Raw genomic sequence first — 12,708 nt, 5'->3', positions numbered from 1 at the left:
CACCACGCCAAGTCCATGCCCAAGACCATCGATCGCGAATCGCGCAGTGCGCGCGAAGATCTCCAGCAGACCTTGCAGCGCCTGGGATTCAACGAAAACGAGGCTCGCGCCTATATCGCGCTGGCCAATTCCTATCCCGCCACGGCCTACGAGATCGCCAAGCGCTCGGGGCTGCAGCGTGCCAATGCGTACGGCGTCCTGCGTTCGCTCGAGGCCAAGGGGGCCATCCAGGCAGTCAACGAATCGCCGGTGCGATACGCGCCGCTCGACCCCGAGGACTATTTCGGCAACCTGGCCCATTCCACGCAGGCGCTGTGCGCGTCCGCGGCGCGCGACATGGCCGCGCTGGCGCAGCCGGACAACGACACGTTCATGTGGTTCTACGAGGGGGCCGATGCGATCGACCGGAAGACGGTGGACCTGATTCAGGCCGCCGGCCAGCGGATCTGGATCAAGGGTCCCGATGCGCTGATCTCGCCGCTATTGCCGGAGCTGCAAGCGGCATGCGAGCGCGGCGTGCAGGTCATCATCATCGGATTCGGCTCCGGCATCCAGGACCTCAAGCGCCACCCGGACATGGTGGTGCTGCCTCACGAAGGCGACGCGACCGTTTCACGCGGCGCGACGGACGTGATGCTGACGATGACGACCGATTTCGACGGCGTGCTGATTTCCACGCGGGCGCCCGGACTGGCGCCGAGCGCGTCCTATGCGCGCAACCGCTCCATCATCTACGTTGTCCAGACGCTGCTGTTGCACGAGATCTATCTCGCGGAAATGCTGACCAGCATGGGCGAGGAGATCGAAGGCCGGTTCGGCAAGGGGCTGTCCAGGCTGCGCAGGAAATACCGGCCGCCCGGGATGGAAAAGCACGTGCTGGAAGGGTCTTGAAAGGTCCCCCGGGGGCGCCCGATTGGCGTCCCGGGGAAACCGGGGCTGTCAGTACAGCACGACCGAGCGGATGGACTGCCCGCTCTTCATGAGGTCGAATCCCTCGTTGATGCGTTCGAGCGGCAGGGTGTGGGTGATGAGTTCGTCGATCTTGATCTTGCCGTCCATGTACCAGTCGACGATGGTGGGCACGTCGGTGCGTCCGCGGGCACCGCCGAAGGCCGAGCCTTTCCATTCGCGGCCGGTGACCAGCTGGAAGGGGCGGGTGGCGATTTCGGCGCCGGCGGCGGCCACGCCGATGATGAAGGACTGGCCCCATCCCTTGTGGCAGCACTCGAGCGCCTGGCGCATGGTGGTGGTGTTGCCGATGCACTCGAAGCTGTAGTCGGCCCCGCCGTCGGTGAGCTGGACGATGTGGTCGACCACGTTGGCGACGTCCTTGGGGTTGACGAAGTGGGTCATGCCGAACTGGCGGCCCAGGGCCTCGCGCTCGGGGTTCAGGTCGATGCCGATGATCTTGTCGGCGCCGACCATTTTGGCGCCCTGGATGACGTTCAGGCCGATGCCGCCCAGGCCGAAGACGACGACGTTGGCGCCGGCCTCGACCTTGGCGCTGAAGACCACGGCACCCACGCCGGTGGTCACGCCGCAGCCGATGTAGCAGGCCTTGTCGAAGGGGGCGTCCTCGCGGATCTTGGCCACGGCGATCTCGGGCACCACGATGTAGTTCGAGAAGGTCGAGGTGCCCATGTAGTGGTGGATGGGCTTGCCGTCCAGGGAAAAGCGGCTGGTGCCGTCGGGCATCAGGCCCTTGCCCTGGGTGCTGCGGATGGCCTGGCACAGGTTGGTCTTGCGCGACAGGCAGAACTTGCACTGGCGGCACTCGGGCGTGTACAGGGGAATGACGTGGTCGCCCTTTTTCAGGGTGGAGACGCCGGGGCCGGCATCGACGACGATGCCGGCGCCCTCGTGGCCGAGGATGGCGGGAAACAGGCCCTCGGGGTCGGCGCCCGACAGGGTGTAGTAATCGGTATGGCAGATGCCGGTGGCCTTGACCTCGATCAGCACCTCGCCGGCGCGCGGACCTTCCAGGTCCACTTCTTCGATGGTCAGGGGCGCGCCTGCCTTCCAGGCGATCGCGGCTTTGGTCTTCATGGGCTGCTCCTTTCGCGGCGTATGCGGCGGCAATATAGCCGCGCGTGCGCGGGCAGCGGGCATCCCGCCCCGAGGATGGCCGCCGTCCGCCGCAAATTGGCCGAAATGGACCCCTCGGCCGTTTGCGGACGCCCCGGTCAGTCGGCGCGGATGCCGAGTTCGCCGATGATCCCGCCCAGCCGGCGGTGGTCGGCCGCCACCAGTTCCTTGAGGCGGGCGGGAGGGCCGCCCACCGGTTCGGCCGCGAAGTGCTTCAGCGTCTCGATCACGTCCTGCATGCGCAGGATTTCGTTCAGGTGGCGGTTGAGCAGCGCCACGACGTGGTCGGGCGTGCCCTTGGGGGCGAAGAATCCGTGCCAGGCACCCACCATGACCTGGGGGTAGCCGGATTCGGCCATCGTCGGTACGTCGGGAAGGAAGGACGAGCGGGCCGGATCGGTCACGGCAAGCGCGGTGACCTTGCCCGCCTGCAGGTACGGCGCGACGGTGCCCAGGGTGACGTAGCCCAGCGGCACATGGCCGCCTATGATCTGGGCCGCCACGTTGGCGCGGTAGGGCACGTGCTGGATGCCGATTCCGGCGGCGCGGTTCAGCCATTCGCCGGCGATGTGCATGGGGGATCCCGGGCCGGGCGTGCCGAAGGCCAGTTGCCGCCCGCCGCGCGCGGCGTCCACCACGTCGGCCAGGGTCTTGAAGCCGGTGGCGGGGTTGGCCACCAGGATCAGCGGGCAGATCGACGTCTGGACGATGGGGGCGAAGTCGTTCAGCACGTCGTAGGTCAGGGCCTCGGGCTTCATGACCAGGGGCGCGGTGGCCACGGTGTTGGGCGCGAACAGCAGGGTATGGCCATCCGGCGCAGCCTGGGCGACGTAGCGGCTGCCTAGGGTGCCGGCCGCGCCAGGGCGGTTCAGGACCACCACCGGCTGCTTGAGGCGGGCCGACAGCCTGGCCGCGTAGAGACGCGCCATGGCGTCCGTGTCGCCGGTGGGGGCGTAGGCCACCACCAGTGTGATGGCCCGCGAGGGATAGGTGTCCTGCGCGCCGGCGGTCCAGGCTGCCGCCATGGCCAGCGCCGCCGCGCCGAATTGCCTGCGATGCACGTTCATGCTTGCTCCTTGGCTTCGCGGACGCCGGTGGGCGGGCGCGGGGGTCGTTTCAGCCTAAGGTAATGCGAAGCAAGAAATATGTAAATGCATTTAATATCAGAGTTTGCTCTGATATTGGATTGGGGAAAATGTATGTAAATACATTTTATGAAAACCGGCTTATAGCCGCTTGATGAACACCTGGCTGTTGCGGCTGCGGTCGTAGTGCGCCTGCTTGTCCTTGGGCAGATCGGCCACGCTGCCCTGGGCGAAGCCGCGCTTGATGAACCAGTGCGCGGTCCGCGTGGTCAGCACGAACAGCCGCGTGATGCCCGCCGCCCGGGCGCGGCTTTCGATATGGCGCAGGAGCTTGTCGCCTTCGCCCGTGCCCTGCCACTGCGGGTTGACGGTCAGCGCGGCCATCTCGGCCATCTTTTCGTCGGGGTAGGTGTAGAGCGCCGCACAGCCGTAGATGACGCCGTCGTGCTCGCTGACCGAGAATTTCTCGACGTCGCGCTCGATGCTGCCGCGGCCGCGGCGCACCAGCGTGCCGTCCACTTCCAGCGGCTCGATCAGGTGCAGGATGGCGCCGACGTCGTCGATGGTGGCCGGGCGCAGGTCGTCCAGCGTGTCTTCCACGACCATGGTGCCCACGCCGTCGTGGGTGAAGACCTCCAGCAGCACGCCGCCGTCCAGGTCGTAGGGCACGAGATGCGCGCGCGCCACGCCCAGCTTGACCGCCCGCGAGGCGTGCTTGAGCACCACGGCCGTGCCCGCGTCCAGGTCGCCCTGGGAGATCAGGGCGTCGGCGTCCTCGCGCGCCAGCTCGGTGTCGACGTAGCCTTCCTTGTCCTGGATGACGGGGGCGTCGGTCAGGAAGATCAGCTTTTCGGCGCGCAGGGCCACCGCCACGGCGGTGCCGACGTCTTCCATGGAAAGGTTGAAGGCCTCGCCGGTGGGCGAGAAGCCCAGCGGCGACAGCAGCGTGATGGACCCCTGGCCCAGGGCCATGTTCAGGGCCTCGGCGTCCACCTTGCGTACCTGGCCGGTATGGCGGTAGTCGACGCCGTCGATGACGCCGACGGGGCGGGCGGTGATGAAGTTGCCCGAAATGACCCGGATATGCGAATGGGACATGGGCGTGTTGGGCAGGCCCTGGCTGAACGCCGCCTCGATGTCCAGGCGGATTTCGCCGGCCGCTTCCTTGGCGCATTCCAGCGCGGCGGCGTCGGTCATCTGCAGGCCGCGGCCGAACTGGAAGGGGATGCCCTTGAGCCGGAGCTGCTCGTTGACCTGGGGGCGCGAGCCGTGGACCAGCACCAGGCGTATGCCCAGGGCGCTGAGCAGGGAAAGGTCCTGGATCAGGACGTTCAGGGCGCCCTCCTGGACGAGTTCGCCGCCGAAAGCCACCACGAAGATCTTGCCGCGGAAGGCGTGTACGTAGGGCGCCACCTCGCGGAACCACTGCACGAAGCGGGCGTGCAGGTCGGAGGGGGCAGGATCGGGGTCGGGAGGCTGTGCGGCTGCGTTCATCCCAAAATTATAATGATGGGTTAACCCAAGTTCTTCTCATGGTCGCACAATCCACCAAGAATGTGCCTTTGGCACGACGGCGCAACCCGGTTCCGCCCGTTACCTACCCCGAAGACCTGCCTGTCAGCGGCCGGCGAGACGAGATCGCGCGTGCCCTGGCGGCGCACCAGGTCATCATCGTCAGCGGCGAGACCGGGTCGGGCAAGACCACCCAGCTGCCCAAGATCTGCCTGGACGCCGGCCGCGGCGTGGCCGGCATGATCGGCCACACCCAGCCGCGGCGCCTGGCGGCCACCTCGGTGGCGCGCCGGATCGCCGAGGAGCTTGGCACGCCATTGGGCGAAGTGGTCGGCTACCAGGTCCGTTTCAACGACCGCACGGCCCCGGGGGCCTCGGTCAAGCTGATGACCGACGGCATCCTGCTGGCCGAGTCGCAGCGCGATCCGTGGTTGCGCGCGTACGACACCCTCATCATCGACGAGGCGCACGAACGCAGCCTGAACATCGATTTCCTGTTGGGCTACCTGCGCCAGCTGCTGGCCCGGCGGCCCGATTTGAAACTGATCATTACATCGGCAACCATCGACGCGGAGCGCTTCGCCCGGCATTTCAGCCTGCCCGGCCAGCCCGAGGTGCCGGTCATCAACGTCTCGGGACGGCTCTATCCGGTCGAGGTGCGCTACCGGCCGGTGGACACCCGCGGCATGCAGGCCAGCGACGGCGACGAGCAGCCGGCCAGGAAGCCCGAGCGGACGCGCGAGAAGGAAAACCTGTCCCGCGACGAGGAGCGGGACCTGATCGACGCCATCGTCGATGCGGTGGACGAGTGCGCCCGCCACGGCGCGGGCGACGTGCTGGTGTTCCTGCCCGGCGAGCGCGAGATCCGCGAGGCGGCCGAGGCCCTGCGCAAGCACCATCCGCCCGGCACCGAGGTGCTGCCGCTGTTCGCCCGGCTGTCGCAGGCCGAGCAGGAACGGGTCTTCCACCCCAAGGGCAGCGGCCGCCGCGTCGTCCTGGCCACCAACGTGGCCGAGACCTCGCTGACGGTGCCCGGCATACGCTTCGTGGTCGATACCGGCCTGGTCCGGATGAAGCGCTATTCGTGGCGCAACAAGGTCGAACAGCTGCGCATCGAGCCGGTCAGCCAGGCTTCGGCCAACCAGCGGGCCGGGCGCTGCGGCCGCATCGGGCCGGGCGTGTGCATCCGCCTGTACGAGGACACCGACTACGCGGCGCGCCCGCCCTTCACCGATCCGGAGATCCTGCGCTCGTCGCTGGCCAGCGTCATCCTGCGGATGAAGTCGCTGAAGCTGGACGACATCGAGCAGTTCCCCTTCGTCGAGGCGCCGCCGGGGCGGGCCGTCGCCGACGGCTACCACCTCCTGCAGGAACTGGGCGCCATCGACGAGGACAACGTGCTCACGCCCGTGGGGCGTGAACTGGCACGGCTGCCGGTGGACCCGCGCATCGGCCGCATGATCCTGGCGGCGCGCGACCAGTCCTGCCTGAGCGAGGTGCTGATCATCGCGGCCGCGCTGTCGGTGCAGGATCCGCGCGACCGGCCCATGGACGCGCAGGAGGCGGCCGACCAGGCCCATGCCAAGTTCGCCGACGAGCGGTCGGAGTTCATGGCCTTCCTGAAACTGTGGAAATGGTTCAACGAAGCGGTCGAACACAAGCAGTCGCAGCGCAAGCTGGTGGAGAACCTGCGCCAGAATTTCCTGTCGCCGGTGCGCATGCGCGAATGGCGCGACGTGCATTCGCAACTGGCCGCGGTGGTGGGCGAGCATGGCTGGCGCCTGAACCAGACCGAGGCCACGCTGGAACAGATCCACCTGGCGCTGCTTGCCGGGCTGCTGGGCAACCTCGGCTACAAGTCCGACGAAGATGCCCAGTATCTGGGCGCGCGCGGCATACGGTTCTTCATCCATCCGGGTTCCCGGCTGGCGAAGAAGGCGGGGCGGTGGGTCGTGGCAGCCGAACTGGTCGAGACCTCGCGCCTGTTCGCGCGCTGCATCGCGCGTATCGATCCGACGTGGGTGGAGCGCGTGGGCGGCCACCTGCTGCGCAAGAACTGGTCCGATCCGCGCTGGGAAAAGAAGGAAGGGCGCGTGGTCGCCAACGAGCGCGCGACGCTGTACGGGCTGACCATCTATGCCGGCCGCCGGATCGACTATGGGCGCATCGATGCCCGCCAGGCGCGCGAGCTGTTCATCCGCGAGGCCCTGGTCACCGGAGAACTCGACAGCCGGCTGCCCTTCATCGCGCACAACCGCAAGCTGGTCGCCGATATCGAGAAACTCGAACACAAGTCGCGCCGGCCCGACATCCTGGTCGACGAGGACCTGATCTTCGCGTTCTATGAACGGCAGGTGCCGGCGGACGTGAACCGCGTGGTGACGCTGGAGAAGTGGTGTCAGGAAGAAGCGCGCAAGCCCGGTGGCGGCAAGCTGCTGTTCCTGTCGCGCGACGAGCTGATGCGGCACGAGGCGGCGGGCGTCACGACCGAGGTGTTTCCCAAGAAACTGTCGCTGCACGGCATCGACATGGCGCTCGACTATCACTTCGAACCGGGCTCGCCGCGCGACGGGGTGACGCTGTCGGTGCCCCTGTTCGCGCTGAACCAGCTCGATCCGGCGCGCTGCGAGTGGCTGGTGCCGGGCATGCTGAAGGAGAAGGTCCATCTGCTGCTGAAGTCGCTGCCGCAGAAGCTGCGCCGGCACTGCGTGCCGCTGCCCGAGTATGCGGCGGGGTTCTACGATCGCTGGTTCGAACAGGCGCAGAAGCCGGACCGCGGGCTGGTCGAGGCGCTGATCGCCGACGTGCGCGAGCAGACCACGGTGCAGCTGGCGCCGTCGGACTTCAAGCAGGAGACGCTACCGGCGCATCTGTCGATGAACTTCCGCGTGGTGGACGAGCACGGCCGCATGCTGGACATGAGCCGCAATCTGTCGCACCTGAAGGCGCAACTGGGGCGCGAGGCGCAGGCCACGTTCCAGCAGGTGGCCGCGCGCGACAAGGAGGTGGCGCAGGCGCTGGCGCACGAGAACCTGACGGACTGGACCTTCGGGCCCTTGCCGGAGCTGATGGAGATCAAGCGCGGGGGCTTGTCGGTGATCGGTTATCCGGCGCTGGTGGACCGGGTCACGCACTGCGACCTGGACGTGTTCGACGATCCGGACGAGGCCGCGCGGCATCACCGCGCGGGGCTGCTGCGGCTGTTCCGGCTGCAACTGAAGGAGCAGGTCAAGTTCCTGGAGAAGAACCTGACCGGCATGACGCAGATGAGCATGCTCTACATGCCGCTGGGCACGCAGGAGGAACTGCGCGACCAGATCGTGGACGCGGCGCTGGCGCAGGCCTGCCTGGCCGATCCCTGGCCGGCGGACGCGGCGTCGTTCGCGCAGCGGCGTACCGAGGGCAAGGGCAGGGTGGGGCTGCTGGCGCAGGAGATCGCGCGCCTGGTGGCGGCGGTGCTGACCGAATGGGCCGCGGCGCAGCGCAAGCTGCCGCAGGCCAAGCCGCATGCCGCGGCCCATGCGGACATGGAGCAGCAGATGCGCGGGCTGATGGGAAAGTGGTTCGTGCGCGATACGCCGTTCCCGCAGTTGTCGCATTTCCCCCGGTATTTCAAGGCGGCGCAGGCACGGATCGACAAGCTGCGCGCGGATCCGGCGCGCGATGCGCGGTTGCTGGCGGATCTGAATCAGTTGCTGGTGCCGTATCAGCGGGCTCGGGCGGCGCGCAAGGGGGTGCCGGATGGAAAGCTGGACGAGTTCCGGTGGATGCTGGAGGAACTGAGGGTGGCGTTGTTCGCGCAGGAACTGAGAACGCCCATGCCGGTTTCGGTCAAGCGGTTGCAGAAGAGCTGGGAGGCATTGAGCCGGTAGGGTTCTCAGGTCAGGCTGCGCCGCAGTTCCGGCGCCCCCGGCAGGTTGGGCGGAGGGCTGTCGGTCTGAAGGCTTTCGAGCAGGCGTTCCAGGTGGCCGATGTGGGGCAGCATGGGGCCGTAGAACAGGGTCTGGTTGCCGTTCTGGATCAGGAGGGTGGGGAAGTCCTCGATGTCCTGGTCGTCGAGGAGATCGGGGTGTTCCTCGACGTCCACCCACAGGAAGACGTGATCCTTGAAGCGGCCGGACAGTTCCTCGAACTTGGGCAGGTATTCGCGGCAGGTGCCGCACCAGGCCGCGCACAGGCATGCCACCAGTATGGTCTGCGGATCGTCGAGGCGCCGCGAGAGGTCGCTGGCGCCGGTGTCGGGAAGATAGACGGCCATGGTGCGAAGAAGTAGAGAGTTCCAGCCATTATGCCTGTGCCATGCGTCATACTTGCAACCGTGGCTGAATTCCCGGAGCTCTGATGACTTCTTCTCTTGTCGAACGCGGTGACGTCAGCGCCGGCCTGCAAGGCGTGGGGCTGGCCTTCGGGCGCGCGGTGGTGTCCCAGTTCCGTGGACCCATGCTGCTGGCGCTGTTGTTGCCGTTCCTGGTCGCGCTGGTGGGCGCCGTGGTGCTGATCTGGCTGTTCTGGACGCCGCTGACCGAGTGGCTGCAGGGCACGCTGTTCTCGCTGCCGTTGATGGGGCAGATCGACAGCATGCTGGTCGCGATCGGCATCGCGTCGCTGAAGCTGTGGCTGATTCCCGTCGTGGCGACGCTGATCCTGTTGCCGTTGTCGGGCATATTGGGGCTGGTGGTGGCGGCGGTGTTGATCATGCCGCTGGTGCTGCGCAACCTGGAACAGCACGATTATCCAGGCCTGCAGCGGCGCGGCCGCAATGCCACGGTGGCCAGTGTCTGGAACGCGGTGTGGGTGACCACGCTGTTCGTGCTGGGGTGGCTGTTCACCATGCCGCTGTGGCTGCTGCCGCCGTTGGCGGTGCTGTTGCCGATCGCGTGGTGGGCCTTTGCTTTCACCCGCATGCTGCGGCTCGACGCCATGATCGAGCATGCCTCGCCGCAAGAGCGGCGCATCCTGATGGCGCGGCACAATCGCGGCTTCTGGGGGCTGGGGCTGATCTGCTCGCTGCTGAACCTGCTGCCGCCGGCCTGGTTCCTGTTGCCGGTGTTTTCCGCGCTCCTGTTCTCGCACTTCGCACTCGAGGCGCTGCGCCGCTTGCGCAGCGAAACCACGCCATGAACGACACCGCCATTTCCCATCGCCGTATCGGCCTGATCATCATCGGCGACGAGATCCTCTCGGGCCGTCGCCAGGACAAGCATTTTTCCAAGATCGTGGAGCTGCTGGGGGCGCGCGGCCTGCGGCTGTCGTGGGCAGAGTTCCTGGGCGACGATCGCGAGGCCCTGGTGGCCGCGCTGCGGCGCAGCTTCGCGAGCGGCGACGTGGTGTTCTCGTGCGGCGGCATAGGCGCGACGCCCGACGACCACACGCGCCAGGCGGCCGCGGCCGCGCTGGACCTGCCGCTGGCGCTGCACGACGAGGCCCGCGAGCTGATCACCCAGCGCTGCGCGGAAACCGCCGCGCAGGGCTCGGGCACGGCCGACATGACCGCGCCGGACAACCTGCGGCGCCTGCAGATGGGCGAGTTCCCGGTGGGCAGCGAGATCGTGCCCAATCCGTACAACAAGATCCCGGGGTTCTTCATCCGCGACCATACCTTCGTGCCGGGTTTCCCGGTGATGGCGTGGCCGATGATCGAATGGACGCTGGACCACCGCTACGCGGGGCTGCACCACGCCGTGCCGCACGTGGAGCATTCGTTCATGGTGTTCGAACTGGCCGAGTCCAGCATCGCCCCCGTGATGGAAGCCATCGAGCGGCGCTGGCCGGGCGTGAAGGTGTTCAGCCTGCCCAGCATGGGCGAGGGCAAGCGGCGCCACATCGAACTGGGCGTCAAGGGCGACCCCGACACCGCCGCCGAGGCCTTGGCCATGCTACGCGACGAAGCCCGCCGCCTGGGCGGCGTCTTCGCCGCCGCATCAACCTAAAAAAAAGCGGAGAACGAGCCGTTCTCCGCTTTTTTTACCCAGGATGCGGTGGATCCGGCTCTGCCGGTCCGCCAGTGCCGCCCCCTCGGGGCCCGGCGCCGGGCCGCCCCAAGGCGGGCCCCGGCCCCCCCAGGGGGGCTGCCGCGTAGCGGCTGGGGGCTCACCATGTGGGGCGCGCGAAGCGCGTAGGGGGTGGGCCTATGCGGTCTTTCGAGCGCGAGTCGTCTTGCCGGTTTCGGCGGCGGCCTTGAACGTCGCGTTGGCGGCGGCGGTCAGGTTGGACTCGGCCAGCTCGGCAGCCTGCTTGGCGGCCTTGTTCACCGATTCGTAGGCCGAGGTGGCGGTGGCCAGCGAGGACTTCAGCAGGGCCAGGGCGCTTTCCGAGCCGGCCGGGGCGTTCTTGGCCAGTTGCTCGACCACGTCCGACAGCTGGCGCTGTTGTTCGGCGACCTGGGCTTCGCCCAGACGGGTGAATTCGCTCTGCACGCCGGCGACGATGTCATACACGTGCTTGCTGTAGGCCAGCGCCTTTTCGGCGTTGGGCTGGGCCAGCGCGGAGACGAACGCCAGGGCTTCCTGGCCGTCCTTCAGCGTGAAGGCTTCCTGAGCTTTCTGCGAGGCCTCTTCGAACGTGGCCTTGGTCACCTTGAGGTGCAGGTCGACCAGCTTCTCGAAGCCGGCGAAGGCGGTGTTCTGCGCGGCGAGCAGGGCGTCGAAGGCGGCTTTTTGGGTGGCCAGGGCGCGTTCGGGGGTGGCAAACATAGGGGGCTCCTTGAGGACTGTCTACACGAGGCGACCGGGAAACCAGGGGAGTACGCCCCAAAAAGCCCGATCCTGGTGCACGCACCGTACCGCGGTAAGCGTCTTTGCTGCGATGCACAAAACGTATTTTAAGGACGTGTGGTCGAAAGTCAAGAGACCCGCCGAAAAAAATGCACCATGTTGGTCAAGCCCCTAAGTGACTGATTGAAGACATGTTTTTCCGCCAGGGGAGACGCGGTCCCAGGCGTCGTGACGGCAAGGAATGTGTTGCATTGCGTCACTTCTCCTTGGTGCGATGCGCCATGCGGACAGCGGCCGCATGCTCCGGCATGGTGCGGGACGTGGCGCGGCGGCTACACTTCCCGACTGACCGATCCGCAAGGCCGCCGTCGTGGGTTCCCCGCTGCCATCCCGCCTGATTTCCCCTTTCTTCGTCCTGATCTGGAGCACCGGCTTCGTCGTCGCCCGCTACGGCCTGCCCTACGCCGAACCCCTGACGTTTCTGTCGATGCGTTTCGCCGGCGTGCTGGCGGTACTGGCGCCGTTCTGCGTCGGCGCCGGCATCGCCTGGCCGGGCTGGCGGCAGGGCATGCACATGGCGGTGGCCGGCGTGCTGCTGCAGGCCGGCTACCTGGGAGGCGTCTGGATCGCCATCCATCTGGGCATGGGGGCGGGCCTGGCGGCGCTGGTGGTGGGGCTGCAGCCGCTCCTGACCGCCGTGGCCGGACGCTGGATGGGCGAACCGCCCACCGCGCGGCAGTGGGCGGGGCTGGTCCTGGGGTTCGTGGGCGTGGCCCTGGTGGTAGGCAACCGCATCGGCACGCTGGGCCTGACCTGGCAGGCCCTGGCCTTCGCGGTGGCGGCGCTGCTGTCGATCACCGCGGGCACCGTCTATCAGCGGCGCTTCTGTCCCGGGGTGGACCTGCGGGCCGGGCTGCTGTTGCAGTTCGGCGCCTCGCTTGCCGTGGTGCTGCCCGCGGCGTGGCTGTTCGAGACCATGGCGGTGCGGTGGACCTGGGCGCTGGCGGGCGCCTGGGCGTGGTCGGTCTTCGCGCTGTCGATCGGCGCCATCTGCCTCCTGTTCCTGTTGATCCGGCGCGGGGCGGCCACGCGTGTGGCGAGCCTGATGTATCTCACCCCGGCAGTGACGGCACTGATGGCCTGGGCCGCCTTCGGCGAGCCGCTGACCGCGACCATGGTGGCGGGCATGGCGCTGTCGGCCTTCGCGGTGGCCTGGGCTCAGGGGAAACGATAGGCGAAACCGTCACGATGCCATGGTTTCCATCCCTTAAACTCGTCTCACCGTCGCGGGAATTGTTGGCTCGCGTCGCAAC

The 12,708-nt window shown here is 67.5% G+C and carries 10 protein-coding genes; 5 read left to right on the top strand and 5 right to left on the bottom strand.

The annotated features are described in order from the left end of the window. Nucleotides 1-15: 15 nt before the first annotated feature. Complete coding sequence (locus tag EGT29_RS16540) at nucleotides 16-891, top strand: TrmB family transcriptional regulator (protein ID WP_124690010.1); 876 nt, start codon at nucleotides 16-18, stop codon at nucleotides 889-891. Between the two features lie 48 nt (nucleotides 892-939). Here EGT29_RS16540 and EGT29_RS16535 read toward each other — a convergent pair whose 3' ends face one another. The 3 genes from EGT29_RS16535 to argA form a co-directional block, all read right to left on the bottom strand. Then, the gene (locus EGT29_RS16535; RefSeq protein ID WP_124690009.1) at nucleotides 940-2,046 is read right to left on the bottom strand and encodes an S-(hydroxymethyl)glutathione dehydrogenase/class III alcohol dehydrogenase; all 1,107 of its coding nucleotides are present in this window, start codon (nucleotides 2,044-2,046) and stop codon (nucleotides 940-942) included. Between the two features lie 137 nt (nucleotides 2,047-2,183). After that, on the bottom strand, nucleotides 2,184-3,152 hold the full coding sequence (locus tag EGT29_RS16530) for a tripartite tricarboxylate transporter substrate binding protein (RefSeq protein ID WP_124690008.1): 969 nt from the start codon (nucleotides 3,150-3,152) through the stop codon (nucleotides 2,184-2,186). Nucleotides 3,153-3,311: 159 nt separating this feature from the next. Next, nucleotides 3,312-4,664: an amino-acid N-acetyltransferase gene (gene argA / locus EGT29_RS16525; RefSeq protein ID WP_124690007.1), complete on the bottom strand. Its 1,353-nt coding sequence runs from the start codon at nucleotides 4,662-4,664 to the stop codon at nucleotides 3,312-3,314. A gap of 38 nt (nucleotides 4,665-4,702) precedes the next feature. Here argA and hrpA point away from each other — a divergent pair, with 38 nt between their 5' ends. Next, nucleotides 4,703-8,554 (top strand): ATP-dependent RNA helicase HrpA, encoded by a 3,852-nt coding sequence (gene hrpA / locus EGT29_RS16520; protein ID WP_238160023.1) that lies wholly within the window; start codon nucleotides 4,703-4,705, stop codon nucleotides 8,552-8,554. 5 nt (nucleotides 8,555-8,559) lie between these two features. On the opposite strand, the gene EGT29_RS16515 is transcribed toward hrpA, so the two are convergent. Further along, nucleotides 8,560-8,940 (bottom strand): thioredoxin family protein, encoded by a 381-nt coding sequence (locus EGT29_RS16515; protein ID WP_124690005.1) that lies wholly within the window; start codon nucleotides 8,938-8,940, stop codon nucleotides 8,560-8,562. Nucleotides 8,941-9,023: 83 nt separating this feature from the next. On the opposite strand from EGT29_RS16515, the gene EGT29_RS16510 reads away from it, so the two are divergent. Next, nucleotides 9,024-9,803: an EI24 domain-containing protein gene (locus EGT29_RS16510; protein WP_124690004.1), complete on the top strand. Its 780-nt coding sequence runs from the start codon at nucleotides 9,024-9,026 to the stop codon at nucleotides 9,801-9,803. Next, on the top strand, nucleotides 9,800-10,612 hold the full coding sequence (locus EGT29_RS16505) for a molybdopterin-binding protein (protein ID WP_124690003.1): 813 nt from the start codon (nucleotides 9,800-9,802) through the stop codon (nucleotides 10,610-10,612). The genes EGT29_RS16510 and EGT29_RS16505 overlap by 4 nt, the downstream gene beginning before the upstream one ends. Nucleotides 10,613-10,810: 198 nt before the next feature. Here the strand turns inward: EGT29_RS16505 and EGT29_RS16500 are convergent, their stop codons facing one another. Next, a complete protein-coding gene (locus EGT29_RS16500; RefSeq protein WP_124690002.1) occupies nucleotides 10,811-11,374 on the bottom strand; it encodes a phasin family protein in 564 nt (187 codons plus the stop codon). 391 nt (nucleotides 11,375-11,765) lie between these two features. Between EGT29_RS16500 and EGT29_RS16495 the strand changes: the two genes are divergently transcribed. Then, nucleotides 11,766-12,629 (top strand): DMT family transporter, encoded by an 864-nt coding sequence (locus EGT29_RS16495; protein ID WP_238160021.1) that lies wholly within the window; start codon nucleotides 11,766-11,768, stop codon nucleotides 12,627-12,629. The last annotated feature ends 79 nt before the right edge of the window (nucleotides 12,630-12,708 follow it).

This window comes from Pigmentiphaga sp. H8, assembly GCF_003854895.1.
GTDB lineage: Bacteria > Pseudomonadota > Gammaproteobacteria > Burkholderiales > Burkholderiaceae_B > Pigmentiphaga.
Note: the sequence above shows the minus strand (reverse complement) of the source record. Positions and strands in the feature narration are given on the sequence as shown.